At 67.8% G+C, this 25,211-nt stretch carries 25 protein-coding genes; 18 read left to right on the top strand and 7 right to left on the bottom strand.

Annotated elements, in window-relative coordinates:
- The first annotated feature begins 99 nt into the window (after nt 1–99).
- From IU448_RS01125 to IU448_RS01095, 7 genes are read left to right on the top strand one after another with little or no spacing between them, the layout of a single operon-like run.
- Complete coding sequence (locus IU448_RS01125; protein ID WP_195053626.1) at nt 100–1,302, top strand: ABC transporter substrate-binding protein; 1,203 nt, start codon at nt 100–102, stop codon at nt 1,300–1,302.
- A complete protein-coding gene (locus IU448_RS01120; RefSeq protein WP_195053625.1) occupies nt 1,299–2,174 on the top strand; it encodes a branched-chain amino acid ABC transporter permease in 876 nt (291 codons plus the stop codon). Before IU448_RS01125 ends, IU448_RS01120 begins: the two co-directional genes overlap by 4 nt.
- On the top strand, nt 2,174–3,190 hold the full coding sequence (locus IU448_RS01115; protein WP_195053624.1) for a branched-chain amino acid ABC transporter permease: 1,017 nt from the start codon (nt 2,174–2,176) through the stop codon (nt 3,188–3,190). The genes IU448_RS01120 and IU448_RS01115 overlap by 1 nt, the downstream gene beginning before the upstream one ends.
- Before the next feature lie 5 nt (nt 3,191–3,195).
- Complete coding sequence (locus tag IU448_RS01110; protein ID WP_195053623.1) at nt 3,196–3,972, top strand: ABC transporter ATP-binding protein; 777 nt, start codon at nt 3,196–3,198, stop codon at nt 3,970–3,972.
- Nucleotides 3,969–4,670 (top strand): ABC transporter ATP-binding protein, encoded by a 702-nt coding sequence (locus tag IU448_RS01105; RefSeq protein ID WP_195053622.1) that lies wholly within the window; start codon nt 3,969–3,971, stop codon nt 4,668–4,670. Before IU448_RS01110 ends, IU448_RS01105 begins: the two co-directional genes overlap by 4 nt.
- Nucleotides 4,670–6,298 (top strand): class I adenylate-forming enzyme family protein, encoded by a 1,629-nt coding sequence (locus IU448_RS01100; protein ID WP_195053621.1) that lies wholly within the window; start codon nt 4,670–4,672, stop codon nt 6,296–6,298. The genes IU448_RS01105 and IU448_RS01100 overlap by 1 nt, the downstream gene beginning before the upstream one ends.
- Nucleotides 6,270–7,121, top strand: coding sequence for a mycofactocin-coupled SDR family oxidoreductase (locus IU448_RS01095; protein WP_195053620.1), 852 nt, complete (start codon nt 6,270–6,272; stop codon nt 7,119–7,121). The genes IU448_RS01100 and IU448_RS01095 overlap by 29 nt, the downstream gene beginning before the upstream one ends.
- A gap of 22 nt (nt 7,122–7,143) precedes the next feature.
- Here IU448_RS01095 and IU448_RS01090 read toward each other — a convergent pair whose 3' ends face one another.
- Entirely contained in the window at nt 7,144–8,184 is a 1,041-nt protein-coding gene (locus tag IU448_RS01090) for an NAD(P)-dependent alcohol dehydrogenase (RefSeq protein ID WP_195053619.1), read from the bottom strand.
- Between the two features lie 91 nt (nt 8,185–8,275).
- Here IU448_RS01090 and IU448_RS01085 point away from each other — a divergent pair, with 91 nt between their 5' ends.
- The 5 genes from IU448_RS01085 to IU448_RS01065 all read left to right on the top strand — a co-directional run bounded on the left by IU448_RS01085 (nt 8,276) and on the right by IU448_RS01065 (nt 13,275).
- Nucleotides 8,276–8,863 carry a TetR family transcriptional regulator gene (locus tag IU448_RS01085; protein WP_195053618.1) on the top strand — a complete coding sequence of 196 codons (588 nt, stop codon included), beginning with the start codon at nt 8,276–8,278 and terminating at the stop codon, nt 8,861–8,863.
- A 110-nt stretch (nt 8,864–8,973) separates the two neighbouring features.
- The gene (locus IU448_RS01080) at nt 8,974–10,521 is read left to right on the top strand and encodes a PucR family transcriptional regulator (protein WP_195053617.1); all 1,548 of its coding nucleotides are present in this window, start codon (nt 8,974–8,976) and stop codon (nt 10,519–10,521) included.
- Nucleotides 10,522–10,848: 327 nt separating this feature from the next.
- A complete protein-coding gene (locus tag IU448_RS01075) occupies nt 10,849–11,328 on the top strand; it encodes a GreA/GreB family elongation factor (RefSeq protein ID WP_195053616.1) in 480 nt (159 codons plus the stop codon).
- A 20-nt stretch (nt 11,329–11,348) separates the two neighbouring features.
- Nucleotides 11,349–11,840, top strand: a complete 492-nt coding sequence (locus IU448_RS01070) for a hypothetical protein (protein ID WP_195053615.1) — start codon at nt 11,349–11,351, stop codon at nt 11,838–11,840.
- Nucleotides 11,841–12,081: 241 nt separating this feature from the next.
- Nucleotides 12,082–13,275, top strand: a complete 1,194-nt coding sequence (locus IU448_RS01065; protein ID WP_195053614.1) for a cytochrome P450 — start codon at nt 12,082–12,084, stop codon at nt 13,273–13,275.
- Nucleotides 13,276–13,386: 111 nt separating this feature from the next.
- Here IU448_RS01065 and IU448_RS01060 read toward each other — a convergent pair whose 3' ends face one another.
- On the bottom strand, nt 13,387–14,559 hold the full coding sequence (locus IU448_RS01060) for an epoxide hydrolase family protein (protein ID WP_195053613.1): 1,173 nt from the start codon (nt 14,557–14,559) through the stop codon (nt 13,387–13,389).
- Between the two features lie 102 nt (nt 14,560–14,661).
- On the opposite strand from IU448_RS01060, the gene IU448_RS01055 reads away from it, so the two are divergent.
- Both IU448_RS01055 and IU448_RS01050 read left to right on the top strand, forming a co-directional pair.
- Nucleotides 14,662–15,243, top strand: a complete 582-nt coding sequence (locus IU448_RS01055) for a CGNR zinc finger domain-containing protein (RefSeq protein WP_195053612.1) — start codon at nt 14,662–14,664, stop codon at nt 15,241–15,243.
- Nucleotides 15,244–15,739: 496 nt separating this feature from the next.
- Nucleotides 15,740–16,567, top strand: a complete 828-nt coding sequence (locus IU448_RS01050) for a Mut7-C RNAse domain-containing protein (RefSeq protein WP_195053611.1) — start codon at nt 15,740–15,742, stop codon at nt 16,565–16,567.
- Here the strand turns inward: IU448_RS01050 and IU448_RS01045 are convergent.
- The gene (locus IU448_RS01045) at nt 16,524–17,165 is read right to left on the bottom strand and encodes a TetR/AcrR family transcriptional regulator (RefSeq protein WP_195053610.1); all 642 of its coding nucleotides are present in this window, start codon (nt 17,163–17,165) and stop codon (nt 16,524–16,526) included. The genes IU448_RS01050 and IU448_RS01045 overlap by 44 nt on opposite strands.
- Before the next feature lie 217 nt (nt 17,166–17,382).
- Here IU448_RS01045 and IU448_RS01040 point away from each other — a divergent pair, with 217 nt between their 5' ends.
- The 3 genes from IU448_RS01040 to IU448_RS01030 all read left to right on the top strand — a co-directional run bounded on the left by IU448_RS01040 (nt 17,383) and on the right by IU448_RS01030 (nt 19,403).
- On the top strand, nt 17,383–17,820 hold the full coding sequence (locus IU448_RS01040; protein WP_195053609.1) for a nuclear transport factor 2 family protein: 438 nt from the start codon (nt 17,383–17,385) through the stop codon (nt 17,818–17,820).
- Nucleotides 17,821–18,002: 182 nt separating this feature from the next.
- Complete coding sequence (locus IU448_RS01035) at nt 18,003–18,161, top strand: hypothetical protein (RefSeq protein WP_195053608.1); 159 nt, start codon at nt 18,003–18,005, stop codon at nt 18,159–18,161.
- Between the two features lie 345 nt (nt 18,162–18,506).
- Nucleotides 18,507–19,403 carry an SAM-dependent methyltransferase gene (locus IU448_RS01030; protein WP_195053607.1) on the top strand — a complete coding sequence of 299 codons (897 nt, stop codon included), beginning with the start codon at nt 18,507–18,509 and terminating at the stop codon, nt 19,401–19,403.
- A 32-nt stretch (nt 19,404–19,435) separates the two neighbouring features.
- Here IU448_RS01030 and IU448_RS01025 read toward each other — a convergent pair whose 3' ends face one another.
- Nucleotides 19,436–20,989: an AMP-binding protein gene (locus IU448_RS01025; protein ID WP_195053606.1), complete on the bottom strand. Its 1,554-nt coding sequence runs from the start codon at nt 20,987–20,989 to the stop codon at nt 19,436–19,438.
- 454 nt (nt 20,990–21,443) lie between these two features.
- On the opposite strand from IU448_RS01025, the gene IU448_RS29500 reads away from it, so the two are divergent.
- On the top strand, nt 21,444–22,091 hold the full coding sequence (locus IU448_RS29500; protein WP_195053605.1) for a hypothetical protein: 648 nt from the start codon (nt 21,444–21,446) through the stop codon (nt 22,089–22,091).
- A 261-nt stretch (nt 22,092–22,352) separates the two neighbouring features.
- Here the strand turns inward: IU448_RS29500 and IU448_RS01015 are convergent, their stop codons facing one another.
- The 3 genes from IU448_RS01015 to ald all read right to left on the bottom strand — a co-directional run bounded on the left by IU448_RS01015 (nt 22,353) and on the right by ald (nt 25,188).
- Nucleotides 22,353–23,312, bottom strand: coding sequence for an NAD(P)H-dependent flavin oxidoreductase (locus tag IU448_RS01015; RefSeq protein WP_195053604.1), 960 nt, complete (start codon nt 23,310–23,312; stop codon nt 22,353–22,355).
- 150 nt (nt 23,313–23,462) lie between these two features.
- Entirely contained in the window at nt 23,463–23,864 is a 402-nt protein-coding gene (locus IU448_RS01010; protein ID WP_195053603.1) for a nitroreductase family deazaflavin-dependent oxidoreductase, read from the bottom strand.
- Between the two features lie 196 nt (nt 23,865–24,060).
- Nucleotides 24,061–25,188 (bottom strand): alanine dehydrogenase, encoded by a 1,128-nt coding sequence (ald, locus tag IU448_RS01005; RefSeq protein WP_195053602.1) that lies wholly within the window; start codon nt 25,186–25,188, stop codon nt 24,061–24,063.
- Between the last annotated feature and the right edge of the window lie 23 nt (nt 25,189–25,211).

The following is a 25,211-nucleotide window of genomic DNA, read 5'->3' as shown; positions in this document are numbered from 1 at the left end:
CCGGTCCCGGCGACTTGTTGACAGAATCAGTGGCACAGGACACACTCTCAAGCGATCGCTTGGTTAGCACCAAGCGCATGCTTGATTGGTGGTGGTCTCATGAGACGTATCCGGGTACTCGCCTGGGTGCTGGCCGCGGCATTGTTGCCCGCGGGATGCGCCCAGGTCCGGGAACCGGTCGACGATTACATCGTCATCGGGATGGACGAGGATTCGACCGGACCGGGAGCGTCGTATTCGACGATCGCCGGCGATACCGTCCGCGCCGCAGTGGCCCGGCTCAATGCCCAGGGCGGGATCGCCGGCAAAGAAGTCCGGCTCGTGGTGGAGAACGACGAGAGCAGTCCGACGAATACGCCGTCCATCATCCGCAAACTGGTCGACCAGGGCGCCTCCGCGATCATTCTCGCCACGGGCAGTGGTTCGGCGTTGCAGGCCAAGCAGATATCGCAGTCCACCGAGGTCGTCACCATCGCGCCCACCGCGCTGACCGATGCGGTCGCCGGGCCGCCCGGCAACGAATTCGCGTATATGGTGCCCAATCCGCTGGCCCAGTACGCCGACGTCTACTGCGGCGCCTTCGCGGCCCAGGGCAAAAAACGGCTCGGGGTGCTGGCCGATTCCAGTCCCGCCATTGCGGGCATCCTCGATACGCTCTACCCGAAGCTGCGGGAATGCATCGATATCGTCGGTACCGCGAAAGCCGCCGTCGACGCCGCCGACCTCACCGCCGGGGTGAGCCGGTTGCTCGACAGTGACCCCGACGTCGTGCTCGTCGCGAGCGTCGGCGGCAATTTCGAACTACTCGCGCAGAACACGGTGCATCGACTCGCGCCCGAGCTGCAACGCTTCTCGCTGGCGTCGATCGGAAACCAGCCCCAGTCGTGGAAACTCGCCGCACCGGGCTCGCTCGACGGCCTCGTCTACATGGGCAGCCTCAGCGATGACAACCCCCGGACCGCGGAATTACAGGACTGGCTGCGGACCATCAAGGGACCGGACTACTCGCTGACCGCCTACGACGCGCAAGCCTACGACTCGGTGATGCTGCTGGCGCGGGCGATCGAACTCGCCGGCACCCATACCGATCGGCAGCGGCTCAACGAGGCGATGCAGCAGGTTCGCGACGTTCCGGCGAGCTTCGGGCAGGCCCCGCTGACACTGTCGTTCGCGCCGGACGACCATATCGCCCCCGATTCGGCCTGCGGACTGGTGCTCGTCGAGTTCGGCCCCGACAACGTTCCCACCGGACCGTGGCCGCAGTACCAGCCGGAGTGCACGCCGAAGGGAGCCGATCGATGAGGGATCCGCAGTTGTGGCTGGCCGCCATCGAAATCGGCTGTTTCTTCGCGCTCGTCGCCCTGTCGATCTACCTGGTCGTAGTGGGGGCTTCGTTCTTCAACTTCGCCGCGGGCCCGTACGCGATGGCCGCCGCGCTGCTCGCCGGCTACGCCGCCGCCCACTGGGGTGTGCCGATCCTGCTCGGTGCGATCCTGGGGATCGCGGTGGCGGTGGGGATATCGCTGGTCACCGAGATCGTGGTGGTCCGGCCGGTGCAGCGCCGCGCCGGTGGCGCCGAACTGCCGGCCCTGGTCGCCGTCACCGCGACACTGTTCGCGATTCAGCAGCTGGCCGGCACGGTGTTCGGCCGTACCCCGGTATCGGTGCCGAATCTGCTCGGACTGCCCGACTCCCGTATCGGATCGGTGGGTGTGCAGGGTACGACGGCGACCATCATCCTGATCACCGCGATCGCCCTGGCAGCCACCGTGCTCTGGCTGCGCGCCACTGCCACGGGCCAACTGCTCCGTGCGGTCGGTGACAACCACGACGCCGCCCGGATGATCGGCGTGAATGTGAACCGGGTCCGGTTGTGGGCTTTCGGCCTGTCCGGCGCCATCGCCGGGATCGCGGGCATCGTCTTCGCGGCCAAATCCGGAGCCCAGTTCACCAGCGGATTGTCCTGGACACTCACCGGTTTCCTCGCCCTGGTCGTCGGCGGCACCGGAAAGCCGTGGGCGCCCTTGGTCGGCGGGCTCGCGCTCGGCTGGGTGCAGGTGTTCGGCAGTTTCTACTTCGGCGCGACCGGTAGTTCGATCGCCATCTTCCTCGTCGCCCTCGTGTTCTTCGCGTTCCGGCCCGAAGGGCTGTTCCAACGAAAGGTGCGGGTGTGATGGCTGTTGTCACGACCACCGAAACCGCTATCCCGGCCGGCAGAACCGGTATATCCGCCGCGCGCACCGTACTCGGTGAGCTGGGAATCTGCCTGGCCGTCCTCGCCGTGGTGCTGCTCTGGATGGGGCCCAGCCTGTACCGGCAGGACCTGGTGTTCCTCGCCGCCACCTACGCGCTGGTGGCGCTCGGTATGTACCTGCCGTTCGTGCTGGCCGGTTCCCTGTCCATGGCCTACAGCGCCTACGCGGCCATCGGTGCGTACGCCGTCGCCTACCTATCGGTGAAACAAGGGCTTTCGCCGTGGTGGGGCTGGCTCGCCGGTATGGTGATCGCCGCCGCGGTCGCCCTGGTCCTCGCAGTCGCGACCAGGAAACTGTCCGGTTTCTACCTCGCCGCCGTCACTCTGCTGTTCGCCATCGCCTTCGAACACTGGCTCGGCGACGCCACCTCGATCACCGGTGGGTCGTCCGGAATCGCGAATATTGCGGTGCCGTCGCTGTTCGGCTGGGAACCGCCGCGCTATGCCCAGGTGGTGGCCGCGATCGTCGTCGTCTGCGCGATCACGGTGCTGATCGACCGGCTGCGCCGGTCGGCATGGGGGCTTTCGCTGTCCGCGGCGCGGGAGAACGCGCCGGCGGTACAGTCCAGCGGAATCTCCCCGACCCATCTGACCGTGGTGGCACTGGCCGTCGGTGCGGCGATCGCGTCCACCGGTGGCGCGCTGTTCACCGTATCGGTACAGGCGGTGACCCCGGAGACCTTCGGTCTGGACCTGGTGTTCCTCGCGATCTTCATGCCGATCATCGGCGGCCGGGGCTCGGCATGGGGCGCTCCCCTCGGCGCGTTGATCGCGGTCGGTGTCACGCTGAACATGCCCGGATACCAGGGCTCGGGTGAACTGCTGCTGGCCGTGGTCGTACTGGTGATCCTCCTGCTCGCGCCCGGCGGCGTGATCGGCTGGGCAGACCGGCTGTACCGACGGCTCGTACCGTCGGGGAACAAGGACAGGAGGTGACGACGATGGCAGCCACAACACTGCTGTCCGTGACCGGGTTGACCAAACACTACGGCGGGGTCACCGCGGTGGACGAGGTGAGTTTCGAACTGCCCGCCGGTCGCGTGCTCGGCCTGGTCGGGCCGAACGGGGCCGGAAAGACCACCCTCGTCGATTGCATCGTGGGCACCCAGACCCCGGACGCGGGAACGGTGCGCGTCGATGGCCGTACCCTGCCCGACGGCCCCGCGGAGCGGGCGCGGGCCGGGCTGGCTCGTACCTTCCAGCATCCGCAACTGGCGCTCGAACTGACCCCGGTCGAGAACATCGTGCCCGGGATCGTCGGCCGATCGATCGGGTCCTACGGCGCCTCGCTGCGCGCATTGCTGCGCGGGCTGGCGGGCACACCCCGCGCCGTACTCGACCGGGCGGCAGCGGTGGCCGCGGAGTACGGGGTCAGCACCGAGCGGATTCCCACCGGGAGTCTGGGGCTGGGCTCGCAGCGGCTGGTCGAGATCGCCCGTGCGATGGCCGCCGAACCGCGGGTACTGCTGTTGGACGAACCTTTCGCCGGATCCGATACCGAGGGGATCGCGGCGATTTCCCATGCCGTTCACCAGGTCCGCGCAGCGGGACATTCGGTTGTGCTGGTGGACCACAATGTCGATCTCATCGCCGAACTGGCCGATTCGGTGGTGCTGCTGGCCGATGGCGCGGTCGCGTTCACGGGCAGCCCGCAGGACTGTATGCGCAGTGCGGAAATGCAATCCGTGTACTTCGGCACCACCGAGGAGGCCCGATGATCAGCGCCCGGGGACTGACCGTCCGCTACGGGAAGGCCGTCGCCGTCCGTGCGGTCGGGTTCGAGGCCCGCTCCGGGGAGGTCACGGCGGTTGTGGGCCCGAACGGGGCCGGTAAGTCGAGCCTGCTGTCGGCGGTGTTCGGCAGTACGCCGGCCACCGGGACCGTGACCGTCGACGAACACCATCTCAGTGGCGTACCGGCCCAGGAGAGATTACGCACGGGAGTCGCTTTCGTCCCGCAGGGCCGGCAACTGTTCCCGCGTCTGACCGTGCGGGAGAACCTGGAGATCGGTGCCCGGCTCCTGGGCGCCCGCAACGATGTCGTCGAATCGGCGTTCGAGCGTTTCCCGATTCTGCGAACGCGCGCGAAACAATTCGCCGGCGTGCTCTCCGGTGGGGAACAGCAGATGCTGCTGCTGGCCCGGGCCCTACTGGTCGAACCGCGCGCGCTGCTGCTCGACGAAATGACCACCGGGCTGTCCCCGAAGATCGCCGGTGAACTACTCGACCACGTCCGGGAACTGGCGGATTCGGGGATCACGGTGCTCGTCGCCGAACCGGCGCTGTACCGGGTGGCCCGAATCGTCGACCGCGGGTACGTCATGATCCGGGGCTCGCTGTCCGAACCGGAAGACAGCGCCGGCGCACTCGATACCGCCTACCGGGCGTCCATGGGGATGCTCGAGGAAGCTCTGTGATGGAACACGTTCCCCTAGCCGAAATCACCCCCGAATTCACCGCGGACCCCGAGGCCTGCACCGGGTACTCCGTCAGCGACCTCGCCCGCCGGTGGGGGGCCGCCCGAGCGGACGAACCCGCCTATATCAGCCCGGACGGCACCACCACCTGGGCCGAATACGATCGGCTCGCCGATCGTGTCTGCGCCGCGCTGCGGGCCCTCGGCGATATCCCGGCGGTCACGGTGTATCTGCCCGATACCGTGGAATTCCATGCCGCTCTCGTCGGTGCCTACCGGGCCGGGGTGCTCGCCGTCGCTGTCGGCGCCCGGTCGGGACCGGCGGAATTGGCTCACCTCATATCGGCCTCGGGCTCCACCGTGCTGGTGACCGTCCCCGGCAACCGCGGCGTGCCGGTCGCGGAACTGGTGCAGGACCTCCGGCTGCGGGATACGGCGCCGGCGCATCTGGTACTGGTCGAAGGCGGGCAGGTCACCCTCGACGGCGCCGACGCGCCCAGTGACCGGGGCGAGGGCACCGCCGGTTTCTCCGTCGACGATATCTGCCTGCTCAACAGCACATCCGGTACCACCGGGCGGCCGAAACTCGTCATGCAGACCCAGCGCCGGTGGAGCACGTTCGCCGCGATCGCCTGCCGCAACGCCGATATGCGGCCCGCGGAGGTCGTCGCTGCTTTCGTGCCCGCGCCCTTCGGTTTCGGGCTGTGGACGTCACATTTCCTGCCGGCACTGCTCGGCCGGCCGGCCTTGGTGATGAGCCGGTTCGATCCGGTGGTCGCGATCGACCTGATGGCCGAATATCGCGCCACCATCCTCGCCTGTGTGAGCACCCAGTTCCGGATGATGCTGCAGACCCCGGACCGCGAACTGTCCCACGCCGACGCACTGCGCGCCATGTTCACCGGCGGCGAGGCAGTGCCCTACGCCGAAGCCAAACGTTTCGAGGACGTTACCGGAGCCCTGGTCCTGCAGTTCTACGGCTCCAACGAAACCGGCGCGGCCAGCGGCACCACCGTCCACGACGACGAACAGACCCGGCTCGGCACCGGCGGGCGCCTGATCCCGGAGATGAACGTCCGCATCCTCGACGACGGCACCGACGGCGGCGGTCCGGGTATCCGGCGCGGGCAACCCGCGGTGCGCGGACCGCTCATGTCCCCCGGCTACTGGAACGACGAGGCCGCCAACGCCGAACTGTTCACCGACGACGGCTGGATCCGGCTCGGCGATATCGTCGAGGTCGACGAGAACGACCGGCTGCGCGTGGTGGGCCGCCTGGCGGACCTGATCATCCGCGGTGGGAAGAACATCTCCGCACTCGAAGTGGAGGACTACATCCGCGAACATCCCGCCGTGGAAATGGTCGCGGCGGTCGGCGTCCCCGATCCACTGTTCGGTGAACGGCTCTGCGCCGCCGTCACGCTGGCCCCGCAGGCCGGGCAGTTGACGCTCACCGATCTCAACTCCTGGTTACGCGAGCAAGGAATCACCAGGGAGTACCTGCCGGAACGGCTGCGGGTGCTGGAGCGGATGCCGCTGGCGCCGGGCGGCAAGATCGCCAAGGCGCAGGTCAAACAGATTGTCGAGAGGAGCGGTGACGATGCAGCCGGACAACACGACCGGGGGTGATCTCGACGGCCGTACCGCCGTGGTCACCGGTGCGGCGCGGGGCCAAGGCCGCGCCGTGGCGCGGGCGCTCGCCCGCCGGGGCGCCACCGTCGGGCTCGCCGACCTGTGCGCACTCGGCGATACCGCTCCCTATCCCCTGGCGACCGCCGGCGATCTCGCCGAAACGGCCCGCCTGATCGAGGCGGAGGGCGGATCCTGCCACACCGCCGTACTCGACGTCCGCGACGCCCCCGCCGTAACGGCCTTCGCCGATTCCACCGCCGCACAGTCGGGCCAAATCGATATTCTCGTCACCTGCGCGGGCATCGTCGGTTTCGCACCCGTCACCGAACTCTCCGATGCCATGTGGTCGGATATGCTCGCCACCAACTTGACCGGGACGTTCAACTGTCTTCGCGCGGTGCTGCCCCATATGACCGGCGGATGGGGCCGCATCGTCGCCATCTCGTCGATGAGCGGGCGCCAGGGCACCCCGAACCTCGCGCACTACTCGGCGTCCAAATGGGGGGTGATCGGGCTCGTCAAATCCGTCGCGCTCGAGTACGCGGAAACCGGTATCACCGCAAATATCATCTGTCCGACCAACGTCGACACTCCGATGCTGCACAACCCCGCCCTGTATTCCCTGTTCGCCCCCGATCTGGACAATCCGGCCCGGGAAGAGGTCGAACCGCGGTACGCGCGGATGAGCCCGATGCGGATCCCGTGGTGTCCGCCGGAGGCGATTGCCGACGCGGTCGATCATCTCGTCGGTGACTCCGGGCGCTACATCACCGGGTCGGTGTTCGACGTGGGACTCGGCGGGACCGCCCGGATGCCATGAGAATCGCCGATCGGATACTCGATCAGTCCAGGTCGGACAGGTCTAGTACGAAACGGTAGCGGACGTCGTTGCGTTCGAGCCGGTCGAGGGCTTCGTTCACGCGCGCCGAGGGCAGGACTTCGATATCGGCGGTGATATCGTGCCGGGCGCAGAAGTCCAGGAGGGCGGTGGTGGCGGGGCGGCCACCACTGCCGGCCGAGCCGAGTTTCTTGCGGCCGATGAGAAGATCGGTGGCCTGCACGGTGACCGGGCCCAGATATCCCACCTGACTGAGTGTTCCGTCGAGGGCAACCAGCCGTAGATAGGGGCCGGGATCGTGGGGGACGGAAATCGTATCGACCACCACATCGAAACTATCTCTGGCGGTACTCATTTCGGAATCGTCGGTGGAAACCAGGAACTCGTGCGCGCCGAGCCGGTGGGCGTCGGTGGCTTTGTCCCGGGATCTGCTGACCACCGCGGTCTCGGCGCCCAGCGCGACGGCCAGTTTGACCGCCAGATGGCCCAGCCCGCCCAGCCCGACCACCGCGACGCGGGTGCCCGGTCCGACCGCGAGTGCGCGCAGCGGCTCCCAGACCGTGATTCCGGCACACAGCAATGGGGCCGCACCGGCGGGATCGAGACCGTCGGGCAAGTGGTAGGCGAATAGGTCGCGGACCAGGTATTCGCGGGAATAGGCCCCCAGGGTGGCCGACCCGTCGCGTCGGTCGGTACCGCCGTAGGTGAGCGTGGGAAATTCGCGGCAGAAATTCTCCTGACCGGCCCGGCACATGGCGCAGTCACCGCAGGAGTCGACGATATTGCCGACCGCCACCCGATCGCCGATGCCGAAACCGGCGACCGCACTGCCGACTTCTGTTACCACACCGGTGAATTCGTGCCCCGGTACGAGCATCGGGTCCGGCCGGCCGCGATAGCCGCGGACAGCATGGAGATCGGTGTGGCAGACGCCGCAGAAGTCCACGCGCACCGCGATATCGTCCGGGCGCAGCATGCGGCGCGGGACCGGCGCCCGCTGTAGCGTCGCGGCATCCGCTGCGTGCCAGCCGACCGTTGTTCTCATACCGAGCTCCTTAAACAGACTGTTCTGTCTATCGAGAGTAGCCAGCGATCGGCCATAGGTAAACAGACTGTTCTGTTGTAAGTTGGGCACCATGACCGATCGGCCCCTGACCGCCCGCGGCGCCGCCACCCGCGACCGCATCCTCGAGGCGGCGACCCGCGAGTTCGCCGAGCACGGTATCGCCGGGGCCCGCATCGAGCGGATCGTCGCGGACGCACGCACGAACAAAGCGCAGCTCTACGGCTATTTCGGCAGTAAGGACGGATTGTTCGACGCCATCTTCACCGGTTCACTGGAGCGGATCGTGAACGTCGTCCCCATCGATGCGGCCGACCTCGCGGACTGGGCCGTGCGGTTGTACGACGAATACCTCCGCCGCCCCGACCTGATCCGGCTCGCCACCTGGGCCCGCCTGGAGCGCCGGCCCGCCGGGCACCTGGTCGACGATGCCGACCGGCTCGACGATCACAAACTACGCGCCATCGCCGAGGCACAAACCGCGGGCCTCGTCCGCCCCGGCGACCCCTTCGACGTGCTGGCCATGGTGATCTCGATGTCCATGGCCTGGTCCCCGGTCAGCAACGTCTATGCCGCCACCGCGGAGGAACCGGCCGACACCCACGACCGGCGTCGCGCGCTGCTCCGCGAAACCGTCCGGCGCGCCGTGATGACAGCCTGACCCACCGCCGCAATTCGCGTTCGCCCGGGCCGGCTCCGCCCCGCCGAGAACCGCGCGGGACAAGAGGCGGCGGCTACGGTGTCGGAAGCCAGCATGGACAGGAGTCGCTCATGGTGCGGTTGGATCACCTCGTCAACGTGCTCGGCGGGTACGGCGTGCGGTTACGCAGCTGCCCGGTATCGCGGGCGACCATGATCCGCAGCGTCGCGGTACACGATGCCACCGGGTCGGAGGCGGCGCCCGGCGATATCTTCCTCGCTGTGGGCGCCGGCTCCGTGAGTGAGGCGGTTCACGGGGCGCGGGCGGCGAAAGCGGTTGCGGTACTGGTGCGCGGTGGTTCCGACGCCGAACGGGAAGCAGCCGCGATCGGGCCCGGCGGCGGAGTCGCGGTGCTGGTGGTGGATCCCGCGGTGTCGTGGAACCAGCTCACCGGAGTGGTGTACGGGCTGGTCTTGGAAGGCCGCGAAACCGCCTCCGGCCGCGGTCCCACCGACCTTTTCGCACTGGCGGACAGCCTGACGGGCGCGGTCGACGGCGCGGTGACCATCGAGGATCCGCTGTCCCGCGTCATGGCCCACTCCACCCTGCACGGCACCGCCGACCGCGCGCTCGCGGAGACGGTGCTGTATCGGCAGCAACCGGTTGCGCTGCGCGAACTGTTCGAAACGCGCGGCGTGCCCACCCATCTGCTCAGATCCGACGAACCGCTGTTCATCGAACCGGATTCCGGGCTCGGATTCGACGGGCGGATGGTGGTCGCGGTACGCGTGGGCCGCGAACTGCTGGGGTCGGTGTGGGTGACCTGCCCGGAGCCGTTGCCCCGGGTCCGGCGGGCCGCGCTGACCGACGGTGCCCGCACCGTAGCCCTGCATCTGCTGCGGTCGCGGGCCAGCGCGGATCTGGAGCGCCAAGTGGAGTCCGATCTGGTCATCCGGTTGCTGGAGGGCAGCCCCGATGCGACCACCGTGACCGGCCGGCTCGGGCTGGCACCGGCACCGTTACGGGTGGTCGCGGTACGCGCCCAGATCGCGGCGGAACGCCATGCCGGGCTACTGCTCGCCTTCGAGCAGGCAACCTTCGGCTTCGGCTGGTCCCGGCCGGGTCGCAGCACACTGTCGGACAACACCGTCTACACGATCCTGCCCGGCGAGCACGTCCGTACCGCCCGCGACTGGGTGGCGGCGCTGCGGGCCGCGCTACCCACCCGCGTCACCCTGTCGGCCGGAATCGGCGGACCCGCCACGGCCACCGACCTGCCGGCTTCGCGGCAGGAGGCGGATGAATGCCTGGCGCTGCACGAACAGGGGTCGACAGATATGGACTTCCCCGCCTACGACGAATCCTGGGGCGAAATCCTGCTGCAGCGGTTGCGCACCGCCGCACGAACCGGACGGATACCGGCTCGCGGCCCGGTCGCGGAGCTGCGCCGATACGACAGCGAGCACGCCACCACCTATGTCGCCACGCTGCGCGCATGGCTCGACGCTCAGGGCGATCTCGCCGAGGCCGCCACCCAACTCGGCGTCCATCCGAATACCGTCCGCAACCGGCTGCGGAAAATGCGCGAAGTCGCCGTCCTGGACCTGGCGGATGCCCGTACTCGTCTCGCGATGACGATCGACCTCGCCGCATTCGGCGATGACCGCCCTTCATTGTAGAGATCAAACAATCGCCGGTACCAAAACTGTGCCGCGCGGACATGCATCCCCGTGGTTGCCGCGTCATCATGGCTGTAAAGCGCATCGTTCGACGTGGAGGTGAGCATGGCGCGCGTACCGAGTCGGCTCGACCGCGAACGAGCAGCACGGTGCCGGGTGGTGAGCCCGGCACCCGGCTGAGCCCTTCGGCCATTCCCCCATCCGTGGAGCCGGTGTCAGCACGACCCGGCTCCACGGAGTTTCTGCCGTCGGGGCGGCCCTCTCCTCCCTCCCTCCGCCGCCCCGACGGCCGACACCCACTTTCCCTGACGACCCTGTAGGACGGATATGACCAGCAGCTCGCCCATCTGGCTGACGATGCACGCTCGTGAACAACTCGAAGCCGAGCTCACCGAACTGCTCGCCGCCGAGAACGCCGGTCACACCGAGGCCGCCGATACCCAGGACCAGCTCACCGCCCGGCACCAACGCCAGAACCGGATCGCGCATATCCGGAATCTGCTGAGCAACGCGGTATTCGGCGAAGACCCGCCGGACGACGGAATCGCCGAACCCGGCATGGTGCTCACCATCCGCTACGACGGCACCGACGATACCGAGACATTCCTGCTCGGCAGCCGCGACGCCGAACACAACGATCTCGAGGTCTACTCCCCCGACTCGCCCCTCGGCGCCGCACTCACCGGGGCCCGCCGCGGCGAACAACGCAGCTACAAGGTGCCCAACGGCACCGAAATCGCGGTCACCCTGCTCGAAGCGGTCCCGTACAGCCACACCGTCGCAGCCGCAGCTCGTCCCGCCAGATGATCGATCCGACGGTCCCGAGCATGCGCACCCGCACCACCGAAATCACTCTGCTCCATATCAATTCCCCAGCGATCGTCCGGGACAACCGGACGATCGCTCTTCCCATCCACTCCTGGCTGTCGGCACAGTTCTGGGATCTGTTCGGGCTGCCCAGCATCGACTGGGCCCTGTCCGCACTCTCCTTCGGCACCGAAACCGCGCCCCGCACCTACGTCGCCCGCTACTACGACTACCCCACCACCTGGACCGCGGAACCGCTGGCCCTCAACATTCCCGCGACCATCGGTCCCGGGCCAGGGGTACTGGAAGTCTCGGGCCCGCTGACCTGGCAACGGCGCCGTCTGGTCGAACGCACCACCCTGGTGATCGCCCTGGCCCAGCCCCTCGAACACCGGCTGCACACCGACCTCCCCGAACAACTGTGGGAAGAAGACCGCTGGCACACCACAGTCCTGGTACCCGACGTCAAGCCGGGCGTCCACTCGCCGCTGCGCTACAGCGAGTCCTGGTAACCCCGCGCGCCGCGCGTGTACTCCGAGATCGCGCCGCGGTCCGCGCTGCCGGCGCCGCCTCGTCCAGGTCGGCCGGCCGGGCTGTGGATCGCGCCTCGCGCCATAACGGTGACGGCATCGGGCGAGCCATATCGGTGACACCGAAGCCATTCGCGCGCAACACTGTTCAAGTGAGGCGACATATCGCGCCGGACTGCCGGAGAAGCGAACCGCCGTATCGCGCATTGAAGGGGACGGGATCATGCCGGCAGACAGCACCGACGCACGCAAGATCAACCGTGGGCAGGGCCCCGGCGGCTGTCCGATCACCCAGACCACCGACGGAATATGGCTCGTACGCGACTACGCCGCCGCCCGCGCAGCGTTACGCAGCCAGGACACGGTCCAGGCCGGCTTGGGAGTGGAGACGCTGGACAATCTGCCCGCTCGTATCCGTCGACCGGTGTTGTACCGGGACGGCCCGGAGCATCGAGAACACCGGCGCCGGACCGCGCGATTCTTCACACCCCGCCGGGTCGACGAAGCGTACCGAGGTTTGATCGACAACCTGGCCGACCGACAACTGTCCCGCCTCCGCCACGACGGCCGTGCCGACCTCGCGGCTCTCGGCTTCGGCCTCGCCATCGGCGTGGTGTGCTCGGTTGTCGGGCTCACCGAGAGCCGTCCCGGGCTGACTCACCGGTTGGAGAGGTTCTTCCCCGAGAAATTCGGCGCGCCGGGGTTCACCACCGTCGACGGCCTCCACTGGATGTGGCGGCAGGCGAGGAACTGGTCGAGTATCTTCCTCAGCGATGTACGTCCGGCGGTGCGTGCCCGCCGAACCCGGCGCCGGGACGACCTGATCTCACATCTGCTCGACGAGGGCTGTTCTTCGGTGGAGATCCTCGGCGAATGTATTACTTTCGCCGCAGCGGGAATGGTCACCACCCGCGAGTTCATCACCGTTTCCGCATGGCATCTGTTGACCGACCAGCCCCTGCGGGAGCGCTACCGCGCCGCCGGGGAACCGGAACGTCACGCCATCCTCCACGAAATTCTGCGGCTCGAACCTGTCGTCGCGCACTTGCTGCGCCGGACCACGGCGACCGTCGACCTCCCCGACGGCGACGGCGGATCCGTCACCGTCGCACCCGGGCAGCTCATCGATATCGATATCGCAGCGACAAACACCGACCCGGCCGTCGTCGGTGAGAGTCCGTTGACGGTCTGCCTCAGCCGATCTCGCACCGACGCCACCGGCCCGGTCCTCACATTCGGCGACGGTGCACACAAATGCCCCGGAGCCACGATCGCGGTCGTAGAGACCGATATCTTCCTCAGCAAGCTGCTCACCCTGCCCGGGGTCCGCCTGCAAACTCCGCCCCGAGCCGGTTTCAACGACGCAATCGGCGGCTACACCCTCCGCGGCATGCTCGTCGAGGTGGACACCCCGTAGCCGGCCCCGCCGCGGCCGGACCGTCTCCGAATTCGGGGGTACGTCGCGGCCCGATGCATTCGGCGCGCAGTTCAACGCTGGGACCGATATCGATCCAGCACCCGGCAGCGCTCAGCTGTGAGCGGCCAGTACTGCCGCAAGACCTTCCTGCAAGTCCTCGACGAAGTACTCGGGAACCTCGAGCGACGGGAAATGTCCGCCGGATTCGGGTGTATTCCAGCGGACGATGTTCCGGTACCGCTCCTGCGCCCAAGGGCGTGGGCACTTCTCGACATCGCGCGGGTACATGGTGAGCGCGGACGGGACGTCGATGCGGAGTGCGGAGTCGAACGAGTTGTGGCTTTCGTAGTAGATGCGGGCCGCTGACGCTCCGGTCCGCGTCAGCCAATACAGGGTGACGTTGTCGAGGACGCGGTCTCGGGAAATCGTCTCGAACGGGCTGTCTTCGGTATCGGACCACTCGGCGAACTTGTCCAGTATCCAGGCCAGAAGCCCGACGGGCGAGTCGACGAGCGAATAGCCGATGGTTTGCGGCCGGGTGGCCTGCTGTTTCGCGTATGCCGCGCGGCGGGCCCAGAAGTCGCGAGTCTCCTCGGCCCACCGGCGCTCGACAGCCGTCAGCCCGTCCGTGGACGATCCGGGCAGTGCTTCCGCGAACGTTGTATGGATGCCGAGCACCCGGTCCGGAAACCTGCCGGCGAGAACCGAGGTGATATTGCCGCCCCAGTCGCCACCGTGGGCGACGAATTCGCGGTAGCCGAGCCTTTCCATCAGTTCCACCCAGGCGGCGGCGATCTTTTCGGTTCCCCACCCGGTAGTGGCCGGTTTCTCGCTGTAGCCGAAGCCCGGTAGCGACGGGACCACCACGTGGAACGCCGGCGTCCCCGAGTCTCCCGGATTTGCCAGCTCGTCGACTATGTGGATGAACCGGACGATGCTGTCGGGCCAGCCGTGCGTCATGAGCAGCGGAGTGGCGTCCGCCCGCGCGGACCGGCGGTGCAAGAAGTGGATTCCCAGATCGTCGATGGTCGTGCGGTACTGGCCGACGCGGTCGAGGCGCTCTTCGAAAGGACGCCAGTCGTACTCGGTGCGCCAATAGTTCACGAGGTCGATGAGGTCGGCGAGCGGAACGCCCTGGCTCCATCGGCCCGGGCCGGATGCGGCGCGGTGGACGGTCTCGGCTTCTGGCAGCCGCGCCGCGGCCAGTCTGGCACGCAGATCGTCGAGGTCGGCGTCGGTGGCATGGGTTTCGAATACTGCTATGTCGCAGGCGGGACGGGACATCGGACCTCCTGGTTGGCACAGAACCGGCCGGCACCACGAACGAACCGGCTATGACGGTTCTAACATGCGTAGCTGTCGGCGGCAACCAGCTATGGTGGTTCCATGCGCGACCGGTTCCCCGACTTCCGCCTCGGTAGCGTGCTGGCGACCAGCTTCACGGCGACTCTGACCGAGCGGTGCGGCAACCCGGTGGAGCGCATTCCCACACCGCAGCGACTCGTCGACTGGCTCGCAGTGAACGGCCTCGTTGTCCAGTTCTGCACCGCCGCCCAGCTCGAACGCGCCCGTGAGCTACGGGAATCCGTCCATGCCGCCGCGACGGCGGCCGCTGTCCACGATGCGCTCCCCGCACAGGCCGTTCGCGTCATCAACGACTGCAGCGTGCAGGGCCGGGCCGCGGCCGTCCTGACGCCGGAAGGCAACCGTCACTGGCGACTCGGTTCGGCTTCGCGCGTAGCGGACGCCCTGAGCGTGATCGCCGCCGACGCCATCGCCATCATCGCCGGCGAACGAGACGGGAGATTGGCCCTGTGCGCGTCACCGACCTGCCGAGCCGCCTTCTTCGACACCAGTCGGAGCCGCACCCGCAAATGGTGCGATATGAACACGTGCGGGAATCGTGAGAAGAAGGCACGCTTGCACGCCAGAGCAGCGAAACAACAGCGCCCCCGCCCGGGTGAGTGATGCCGACAGGAAAGCATCTCGGGACGGACGCCGAGCGACCCGGCACATCCGTGTCAGCGAGCTCGTGGGCCGGGCGTCGCCCGAATCGACGAGATCTTCTGCCGGTGGCGGAACTCGGCTGCACCACGCCCTGGCACCCACTGGTCGAGCCGGACCGGCCCGGTCTTCTCCGGAGTGGAGACCACCTCTGCAACGATATCCACAGCGACGTCACATTCGAACCTGCGTATCGGTGTACGACCCGCAGACGAGCAGATCGGTACAGCCGCGGCCGAGGTGCATTCGCGGGCGGTGTATCCGCCGCCGTTCACGATGCGGTGCCCGAACTCCATACGCGCCGGCTGGGCGCGCGGTACGAGCTCCGCCGGTCGGCGTCCGGCAGGGCGCAATGATCGGTTCGTACCGGAGTCGACGGCGAGGGTAGCTCGGAAGGCGGGAGTAAACTAAGAGGCTGCGCAGGGTTTCGAGTGGACTCGATGCCGAGACGAGGCAGATCATGCACACTTCCGCCGCGGCGAGCAGCGACCGGCAGGGCAGCCTCGAAGTTCGCGTCTACGCCGAACTGAACGATTTCCTGCCCCCGCGATCCCGCTTCTCGATACTGCGACGGCCGGTCCGGCCCCATCAAACTGTCAAGGACGTCGTCGAGGCCGCGGGTATTCCGCACACCGAGGTCGATCTGCTGCTGGTGAACGGCGAATCCGTCGAATTCGGGCACCGTCCGCGGCCCGGCGACCGGCTGGCCGTCTACCCCGTATTCGAAAGTCTCGATATCGCCCCGCTCACCCGGGTGCGCCCCGAGCCGCTGCGCGAACCGCGCTTGCTCGCCGATGTCAATCTCGGTGGCGCGGCGCGACTTCTACGGCTGATGGGGCTCGACGTCCGCTGCGAATTCGACGCGGACGACGCCTGCCTGGCCGAAATCTCGGCAACCGACCACCGGATCCTGCTCACTCGGGATCGCGGTCTGCTCGCCCGCCGGATCGTCACCCACGGGATCTTCGTCCGCGCCGGCCGACCGGTCGAGCAGACCGTGGAGGTGATCGACCGCCTCGATCTGTCCCGCCGGCTGGCCCCGCTCACCCGATGTCTGCGTTGCGGCGCACCACTGGCCGACGTGGCCAAGGCCGATATCATCGATCGGCTCCCGCCACACACCCGTCACGAGCACCACGTTTTCCACCGGTGCACCGGCTGTAACCGGATCTACTGGGCAGGCACCCACCAACAGCGTCTCGACCAACTCGTCGACCGGATCATGTCTCGGATCCGGTCCGCCCCTACCGCGCCGGCTCCTCCGCGAGCCCCGGGTCCTGACCGGTGAGCAGCCCCCGCGCGATGACATCGGTGGCGGTTCGCAACAGTTCGCGCAGGTCGGAAGTACTGCGCCGCAACTCGTCCGGGCGCCATCCGAGGCTGATGATGCCGTTCCACGATGCCCACAGCACGGTGGCGACGGCCGCCGGATCACCCGCTCGGACGGTGCCGGCCGCCATACCCGCACGCAGCGTATCGACCATGCGGCTGTTCTGCTCGTTCACCGATTCGGCCAGCCGCCGGGCCATGTCCTTGCCCGCCGGGTATCGGCCGGGCGAACCGGGGAATGCCAGCATCCGGAAGTACTCCGGGTGGGCCAGATAGAACTCGAAGTACTCTTCCGCGGCGGCGTAGAGCTGTTCGATCGGCGTGCGACCGGCGGTGTAGGCACGATCCATGTGGTCGCGGTCGGCGTCGAGCGCTCGTTCTACGACGGCTGCCCGCAACCCCGATTTCGAGCCGAAGTGGTTGTAGAGGGACCCGACCGCGACGCCCGCGCGGGCCGCGATCTCCTCAACGGTCACCGCATCGGCCTCCTGCTCGGCGAATACCTCCTCCGCGGCCCGCAGCAGAGCGTCGATGGTGCGTTGCTTGCGTGGGTCCATACCCGCCTTCTTGTAATCGTTACAGGAAATCGTGCGCGACTGTTACCGTACTGACCAGACTTCTTGTAATCATTGCAAAACATAGTTTCCGCCGGCTTCGCAGGCGACCTCGCACACCATCCGAGGCCGGCGCGGGAGAAGGAACAGCGATGAAGAGCACAGGTTCTCGTTCGGGGGTGCGGTGAGCATCGACTGGACCGCGATTCACGAAAAGGTCGTGGCAACTTTCACCGCCGGCTGGGCGGATGTCGACAGCCGCGCCCTCGACCCCTTGATGGCCGAAGATATCGAACTCGTGCAGCCGGTGATCCCGACCTGTCACGGGAAGCGGCAATGGTGGGAGGCGGTGGACAGGTTGCAGAGCTTCGCCACCGATCTGCACAGTGACGTCCTCGGTTGGTCCGGGTCTTCGGACCGCCTGTATATCGAACACCGGCTCGGCGCCACCATCGGCGGGCGTGCCGTGCGCATCGATGCGGTCGATAATCTCGAACTCGACCGCAACGGCCAAATAACCCGGCGTACCGCATATTTCGATCCCACGCCGCTGGTGGTGGCCGTACTGTCGGCACCCTCGGTTTGGCCGCGATGGTGGCGGTCCGGTGTGCGGCCGCGATTGCGCGAGCTCGCCGGATCCACCGGGCACCGGCGATGACCGAGGACAGCGGTGCACGGGTGGGCAATTCCGGCGCCCCTGCCCCTGAGCCCCGAACCGGCCGGAACCACGCGGCGGCCCTCCGCTTCGGCGAGCCGGCCCACCGCCCCCGGAGTCGTGCGCGGTCGACCGAGACAGGTGGCTGGCAGGCGCTGTGGCGGATCGACGGCCAGACGATTCGAGTGATCGCACTCAGCCGGATCTCCGATGCTTCCCGGTTCGTGCCGTTCGCTTTCGATCATGCGCCCGATCTCGTCGAAATGCGCGAGCGCTGCCCGGAGTTGTCACCGCTGTGGGACGCGATCCGGCGCGAGTACTGGCGGCGGTGCCTGCCCTTCTGATGTCGCGGTGCGCGACCGCCGCAACACCGGCCGCCGTACGCACCGGATTTCCCAGCGCGCTCGGGCCAACTCTCGGGCCCGCTGCGTTCGGCCGCTCCGGCCTGCGTGGCGGCGATCTGCTCAACCAGGTCGCGATGTTCGATCACCCGTCCGCCCGCGACGACCGAACGGGCGCGCTCGCCCCGGACGAGGCGGTGTGCCCACAACACTGCTGCGGGATGGTCCTGAGATCTGCTCACGGACAGCGGACTCGCTCAGCCTCGGAACGGCCACCTGCCGGGTCTCGGACCGGCATACTCGCCGCGCCGTCCCGGTGGCGCGGCGGAGAGTTCCTAGACTGACCCGGTGACCACCGATGCCTCGGATCCCACCGGAAGTTCCCCTGGTGATTCGCCCACGGGGGTGGGGCGTACCGCATTGATCGTCGCCGCCGCCCGCGCGGCCGAGTCCGAGCGAGCGGACCGCCTGTTCATCGATCCCTACGCGGCCGATTTCGTGGCAGCGAGCGGATTCGATATGCCCGGCGTCACCGGACCGCCGGATCCGGCTGCACCGGATTCGGGGTCGTTCGGCGGTTACGCCCCCATCCGCACCCGCTTCTTCGACGATTACCTGATGGAGGCCACCCGGGAGCTGCGGCAGGTGGTGATCCTCGCGGCCGGGCTCGACACCCGCGCGTTCCGGCTCGGCCTGCCCGCGGAAGTCACGGTGTACGAACTGGACAGTCCGGCGGTGCTCACCTTCAAACAGCGCGTCCTCGACGACCGCGCAGCGCGGCCGTCGGGCCGGCGGATGCCGGTCGCGACGGATCTGCGTACGGAGTGGGCGCGCGCGTTGGACGAGGCGGGATTCGATCCGGCGGCACCGTCGGCGTGGTTGATCGAGGGCCTGCTCCCCTACCTCGACCACGCACAGAACGACCGGCTGCTCGAGACTGTCGGCAGCCGATCCGCCCCGGGGAGCCGATTGGCGATCGAATTCGTCAGCGCGGAGGCCGTCGCACTGATGGGGCAGGCACTCGCCGGCCAGGCACGTTCCGAGATGACCGCACTGTGGCGAAACGGCGGAGTGGCGGATACCGCCGAACCGTGGCTGCACCGGCACGGCTGGGATGCACAGTCCTACGACACCTACGAACGCGCCCGCAGCTACCACCGTGAACTACCGCTGCCCGGCGACGGCCCGATGGACCGATTCGCCGAGGCGGCACGCCGGAGCCTGGTCGTGGCACGCCGTCGCTGACCGGACGAAGCGACCCGGGCGCCCGGCGGGTATCAGCCGACCTGGCGGTCGCGGCCACGCCAATACGGTTCCCGCAGTTTGAACTTCTGCAGTTTGCCGGTGGCGGTGCGGGCCAGTTCGCCCCGGAACTCCACCGAGGTCGGTGCCTTGTAGCCGGCCAGCCGCTGTTTGCACCAGGCGATCAAATCGGATTCGGTCGCGCTGTCGGGATCCGCGTCCGGGTCGAGCACGACCAGCGCCTTGATCGTCTCGCCCCATTTCTCGCTCGGTACGGCGATCACCGCCACTTCCGCGACGGCGGGATGGGAGAACAGGCAATCCTCGACTTCGATCGAAGAGACGTTCTCACCCCCGGTGATGATCACATCCTTCTTGCGGTCGGCAATGGTCAGATAGCCGTCGTCGCCGATCTCGCCGCCGTCGCCGGTGCGGAACCACCCGCCGTCGAGGACCGCCGCACTTTCGCCGGGCCGGCCCCAGTAACCGTCCATCACCACATTCGACCGGGCCAGCACCTCCCCCGCACCCTCGTCCGATTCCTCGATTCGCAACCGGACACCGAGGGCCGGGGCGCCGGCGCGGGTCAGTTTCGCCGCCTTGGCCTCGGGGTCGAGGTCGTCCCATTCCGCCCGGGCACGGTTGACGGTGAGCAGCGGTGAGGTCTCGGTGAGACCGTAGATCTGAATGAACTCCCAGCCGAGTTCCTGTTCGACGCGGGCGACGGTTTTCGTCGGCGGCGGCGCACCGGCCATGATGATCCGCACCCGGTCGCGCCCCGGGATCTCCCCCTCCCAGGTCTGCGCGGCGTCGAGGACCGCGGTGGCGACTGCGGGGGCCGCGCACAGCACCGTGACGCCGTGATCGCGCACGCGCCGCAGGATCTCGGCGCCGTCGATTTTGCGCAGGACGATATGCCGGGCGCCGACCCCGGTCATCGCGAACGGCTGACCCCAGCCGTTTGCGTGGAACATCGGCAAGGTGTGCAGGTAGACATCGCGGTCGCTGATCGTGGCGTGCAGTCCGAAGGTGACCGCGTTGACCCAGATATTGCGGTGGGTTATCTGCACTCCTTTCGGGCGGGCCGTGGTGCCGGAGGTGTAGTTGATGGTGGCGGTGGCAGATTCGTCGGGCTCCCACACGCGCGGCACGACACCCGGCGGCGCGTAGAGGTCGGCATCGGAACCCAGCACGAACGTGTGCTCGCAGTCGATCCCGGCGAGCGAAACCGCGAGTTCGGGATCCACGTACAGGAGGCGGGCGCCGGAATCCTCGACGATATAACGCACTTCGTCCGGACGCAGGCGGAAATTGATCGGCACCAGGACCCGGCCCCATCCGCTGACGCCGAAGAAGGAGGTGAGCAGCCGGCTCGAATTCTGGCTGACGATCGCGACCCGTTCACCGGCCCCGATACCGAACTGGTCGAGCCGGGCAGCCTGCCGGCGAGCGAGGTCGGCGACCTCGGCGTAGCTCAACGAGCCCTGGGGAGGCGCGGGCTGCGCGGGTTCGTCGACCACACCGATCCGGTCGCCGTACACGGTTTCGGCGCGGTCGAGGAAATCGGCGATACTGAACGGGACGAACATGGCCCTCCTACGGATCGTGCATACGCCCGCGATACGAGTCCGCGGACCCTTTCCAGCGGTCCGACGATTGTCTCCCCGCAACAGCGCGGTCGGGGCCGGAATTCTTATTGCGGAGCACAGGCATTCGGTACTGCGGGAGAGTGCCGGCTCGGGATTCAGTGGCCGAGAACGCCCCGTCTACCGACCTGCGTACCGGGGCGCACTGCTCTCGACCGCCACCGGATCGTGCGCGCGATGGAGCAGGCCGACAGGGCACCGGCTCCACCGCGAAGCAGGAGAACGGCGGACGCGACGCTGCCCTCGCCCAGCCGAGGCCCTGGGCAGTCACGCTTGCGCGTCCCATGGGCGACCCGGGCGATGACTCGAGTACGCCAGCATGCTGCCGTGACTTTGCCGCGACCATTTCGTAATCTAACGGTGATCTTGTCTCCGAGCGTTACGAGTAGTCACCATCATGCCTGGTCAACATCGCAAGCCGGCCCGAGCCCGGAAGCTCGCTCCACTGGCCGGAAGCACGGTTGCGGCAACGGCCGTCATCGCGCTGTCGGTGATGGCACGTCCCGCCCCGACCCCGCAGGCCACCGCGGTAGCGGCGGATACACAGGCGTCTCCCGCGACCGGTACCGGTGCCGCGTCGGAAACCCCGCCGATGCCTCCACAGCCCGCCGAGGCAGTCGCGGCAGTCGACGCGCCGCGGGAACCGGCGCGGTACCTGAAACGCCACGCACCGCCGCCGCCGATGATCCCGTGTTCCACGGAACTCGCCGGAACCCAGCCGCACGTGGCCCAGGTGGGCAACCTGATCGGCCAGACGTTCGGAGTCGCCGATATCGGCGGCGCCAACGGCCGCTACGACGGCGAGCACGGTGCCGGCCTGGCGCTCGACTTCATGACCTCCGATCCCGCGCACGGCGATGCGATCGCCGATTTCGTCCTCGCCAACAAAGAGCGATTCGGTGTCTCCTACGTGATCTGGCAGCAGCAGTACAACGACGGCAGCGGCTGGTCGTATATGGAAGACCGCGGGAGCCCGACACAGAACCACTACGACCACGTGCACGTCTCGTTCTACTCAGGGGCCGATGTACAGGTGACCTGCTGAGTACCGACCGTGTCGCCCGGGGTGCCCGACGGCCGGGCGTCCGCGACCCGTGCGGACTGCACACGGTGCCGATTGCGGAATCGGGATGGTACGGGCTGTGCAGACCGACGCCGACACCCGGCAATCGACCCCGGTAGCACTGAGTCGCGGAGGGTTTCGCGTCGGTCGCTGCGACTCACTTCGCTGCACTGTTTCGGGTACCGCTGGCAGTTGCGTTCCGCCGGTTCGCCATCGCAACCGCGCCTCGGCCCCTTCCGGCCTTCAGTGTGTGGCGAACTTCTGCAGGCACCGCTGCGCTGTCGCACACAGGTCATCGACGATCACCTGCGCCGGTGTGCTCGCTGTCACGGTGCCCACGCCTTGTCCGGCGTCGACCGGTGCCACCGCGGGGTCGTCGGCGGCCGTCGCCGCGGCAAGGGCCCGGTGGGCCGCGAGGGAGCCGCCCAACTCGTCTTCGCACTGTTTCCATTGCCGTGTGAAATCGTTGCGCAGCACGCGGGAAGGGAAATTCGCAGGCCAGGGCAAATTCTGGCCGATATCGAAAACACGGGTGGTGACGGTGTCGGTGGCCCGCGCGCGAAACAGCGCCTCGCGTGCGTTGTGCGAGGTGAGCGCCTCGGTGCATACCGAAAACCGCGTTCCCAGCCATGCCCCCGCAGCACCTGCGGCGAGTACTGCCGCGAGTGTGCGGCCGGTGGAGATGCCACCGGCCGCCAGTACCGGCACGTCCACCGCGTCCAGCACGGCATCGAGCAACGGCAGGGTGCCCAGCAGCGGCTCCCCGTGACCGCCGCCTTCGGCGCCCCGGGCGACCAGCACATCCACGCCCGCGCCGGCGGCGCGGCGGGCCTGTTCCGCATCGTAGACCTGAGTCACCGCCGTGACGCCGTGCCGGTGCAGCCGCGGTACCCAGGAGAAATCGTCGGTGAAACCGACCGAGATCACCGCAGGTCGCGCGGCGAGCGCCGTATCGAGCAGACCGGGGTCCCGCGCCAGGACCCAATCCACCAGCCCGATACCGAACGGCCCGGACACCGTACCGAGCAGTTCCAGCTCCTCGGTCAGCCGAGCGGCCGAACCCGTACTACCCATTCCGATCATTCCCAGGCCACCGGCAGCGGTGACCGCGGCGGCCAGGCGTCCGCCTGCCACGCCGCCCATCGGGGCATTGACTATCGGGGCGCGCAAACCCATCTCCCGCGACCAGGGCGTCGACAGCATTACGGTCCACCTCGCTCGTCTGTGCACCGGCTTCGGAATGCCGGATCCAGTTTCTTTCCGCGACCGTACCCGGTGCCCCGGCCACCTCCGGCAGCTGCACCCGACCGCTCATCGGGCCGTCGTCCGCGCGGGCAGCGACCCGGTGACCGACTACTTCGAGGCGTCCAGTTCGGCGATCACTTCGACCCTGAGGAATTCCGGCGCTTTGATCACTCGGCGCAGCACGAACCGGATGAGCGGCGGCATATCGCCGGCGGATTCGTCCCGGTAGACGTGCGGCGAGCCGACCGCGTAGCGCCGTCGTCGCGTTTCGAGCCGGCAACCGCCTGCGGCGAGAACGTTACGTACCCAGTCCGACTCTGCGCCGTAGGTCAATGCGATCACATACCCGTCGTCGCGCCGGAACGCCCACAGTGGGGTCCGGAATATCCGGCCGGAACGGCGTCCGCGATGAACGACGACCGCCCAGCCCGGCGCCCACGGCGCGATAACCTTCGTGATCCGGTTCAGACCGGCTTTGTTTGCGCGAGCGATCCACCGGGGCGCGGGCATCGCAGACCACCTCACTTCACTAGGGCCCACCAGTTCCTGCACTGCCGGCCGATTGCGGCGGCAGTACGGCACGCGACGAAATCCGGCGCTGTATCTCTCCAGTCTCGCAGGCCGGGCCGCCGAAGTCCGGGCGACAGCCCGGGGAGAGTGAACCCCGCACCCGCCGTGGCAAACCCTATCGCGCAGCCGGCCGCTCTTATCCTTGCTGCCGGCCGAGAACATCGGGGAGCGCGACGGGTGTGAGCCCATGGGCCTCGGCCACCGGCTCGTTGGTCACGGCGCCGGCACAGGTGTTGAGACCTCTGCCGAGCGCCGGATCCGCGCGCAGCGCCGCACGCCAGCCATTGTTCGCAAGGGCGACAACATAGGGCAGCGTCGAATTGGTGAGGGCGTAGGTCGAGGTGTTCGGTACGGCACCGGGCATGTTCGCCACACAGTAGAAAATCGAATCGTGCACCGCGAAGGTGGGTTCGGAATGTGTGGTCGGCCGTGAATCCTCGAAACATCCGCCCTGATCGATGGCGATATCGACGAGCACGGAACCCGGTTTCATCCGTGCGACCAGGTCGTTGCCGACGAGCTTGGGCGCCGACGCTCCCGGGATCAGCACTGCACCGATCACCAGATCCGCCCGGCTGACCTGCTGTTCGATCGCCAAACGGGACGAGGCCAGACCGTGCACACGATTGTTGTAGCGCCAGAACGACATTCGTAGTTTGTCGAGGTCGGTGTCGAGCAGCGTGACATCGGCGCCCATCCCCAGAGCGATATTCGCGGCGTTCTGACCGGCGACCCCCGCGCCGATGATGACCACCCGGGAGTTCGCCACACCACCGACCCCGCCCATCAGCACCCCACGCCCGCGTTGTGCCTTCATCAGCGAATGGGCGCCGACCTGGGGTGCGAGACAGCCCGCGACCTCCGACATCGGGTAGAGCAGCGGCAGAATGCCCGACGGCAACTGGACTGTTTCGTAGGCGATACCGGTGACCCCGCCGTCGAGGAGTGCCTCGGTGAGCGGGCGATCGGCGGCGAGGTGCAGGTAGGTGAAAAGCACCAGGCCGGCGCGCAGCAGTGGATATTCGGCCGGGATCGGCTCCTTCACTTTGAGCACCAGATCGGCCTCACCCCAGATGTCTTCGGCGCGGTCGACGATCCGCGCACCGGCGGTGGCGAATTCGGCATCGGTGATGGATGAGCCGAGACCGGCGTCTTTCTCGATATCGACTCGATGTCCCTGGCTGGTGAGTTCGTGTACGCCGATCGGAGTGAGGGCGACCCGGTATTCGTGATCCTTGAGTTCCCTCGGCACGCCGATACGCATTACTCTCCTCCTACTCGTACACG

The organism is Nocardia flavorosea, assembly GCF_015477805.1.
Taxonomy (GTDB): domain Bacteria; phylum Actinomycetota; class Actinomycetes; order Mycobacteriales; family Mycobacteriaceae; genus Nocardia; species Nocardia flavorosea_A.
The sequence above is the reverse complement of the archived record's forward strand: the minus strand, read 5'-3'. Positions and strand labels throughout refer to the sequence as shown.

Bases quoted from the DNA above. Each gene is read 5' to 3' on its own strand.
- IU448_RS01075 (WP_195053616.1), top strand. From the start codon at position 10,849: ATGACCAGCAGCTCGCCCATCTGGCTGACGATGCACGCTCGTGAACAA.
- IU448_RS01120 (WP_195053625.1), top strand. From the start codon at position 1,299: ATGAGGGATCCGCAGTTGTGGCTGGCCGCCATCGAAATCGGCTGTTTC.
- IU448_RS01065 (WP_195053614.1), top strand. From the start codon at position 12,082: ATGCCGGCAGACAGCACCGACGCACGCAAGATCAACCGTGGGCAGGGC.
- IU448_RS01025 (WP_195053606.1), bottom strand. From the start codon at position 20,989: ATGTTCGTCCCGTTCAGTATCGCCGATTTCCTCGACCGCGCCGAAACC.
- IU448_RS01045 (WP_195053610.1), bottom strand. From the start codon at position 17,165: ATGGACCCACGCAAGCAACGCACCATCGACGCTCTGCTGCGGGCCGCG.
- IU448_RS01055 (WP_195053612.1), top strand. From the start codon at position 14,662: ATGCGCGACCGGTTCCCCGACTTCCGCCTCGGTAGCGTGCTGGCGACC.
- IU448_RS01095 (WP_195053620.1), top strand. From the start codon at position 6,270: ATGCAGCCGGACAACACGACCGGGGGTGATCTCGACGGCCGTACCGCC.
- IU448_RS01105 (WP_195053622.1), top strand. From the start codon at position 3,969: ATGATCAGCGCCCGGGGACTGACCGTCCGCTACGGGAAGGCCGTCGCC.
- IU448_RS01080 (WP_195053617.1), top strand. From the start codon at position 8,974: ATGGTGCGGTTGGATCACCTCGTCAACGTGCTCGGCGGGTACGGCGTG.
- ald (WP_195053602.1), bottom strand. From the start codon at position 25,188: ATGCGTATCGGCGTGCCGAGGGAACTCAAGGATCACGAATACCGGGTC.
- IU448_RS01090 (WP_195053619.1), bottom strand. From the start codon at position 8,184: ATGAGAACAACGGTCGGCTGGCACGCAGCGGATGCCGCGACGCTACAG.
- IU448_RS01060 (WP_195053613.1), bottom strand. From the start codon at position 14,559: ATGTCCCGTCCCGCCTGCGACATAGCAGTATTCGAAACCCATGCCACC.
- IU448_RS01070 (WP_195053615.1), top strand. From the start codon at position 11,349: ATGCGCACCCGCACCACCGAAATCACTCTGCTCCATATCAATTCCCCA.
- IU448_RS01115 (WP_195053624.1), top strand. From the start codon at position 2,174: ATGGCTGTTGTCACGACCACCGAAACCGCTATCCCGGCCGGCAGAACC.
- IU448_RS01110 (WP_195053623.1), top strand. From the start codon at position 3,196: ATGGCAGCCACAACACTGCTGTCCGTGACCGGGTTGACCAAACACTAC.
- IU448_RS29500 (WP_195053605.1), top strand. From the start codon at position 21,444: ATGCCTGGTCAACATCGCAAGCCGGCCCGAGCCCGGAAGCTCGCTCCA.
- IU448_RS01100 (WP_195053621.1), top strand. From the start codon at position 4,670: ATGGAACACGTTCCCCTAGCCGAAATCACCCCCGAATTCACCGCGGAC.
- IU448_RS01050 (WP_195053611.1), top strand. From the start codon at position 15,740: ATGCACACTTCCGCCGCGGCGAGCAGCGACCGGCAGGGCAGCCTCGAA.
- IU448_RS01015 (WP_195053604.1), bottom strand. From the start codon at position 23,312: ATGCTGTCGACGCCCTGGTCGCGGGAGATGGGTTTGCGCGCCCCGATA.
- IU448_RS01125 (WP_195053626.1), top strand. From the start codon at position 100: ATGAGACGTATCCGGGTACTCGCCTGGGTGCTGGCCGCGGCATTGTTG.
- IU448_RS01085 (WP_195053618.1), top strand. From the start codon at position 8,276: ATGACCGATCGGCCCCTGACCGCCCGCGGCGCCGCCACCCGCGACCGC.
- IU448_RS01010 (WP_195053603.1), bottom strand. From the start codon at position 23,864: ATGCCCGCGCCCCGGTGGATCGCTCGCGCAAACAAAGCCGGTCTGAAC.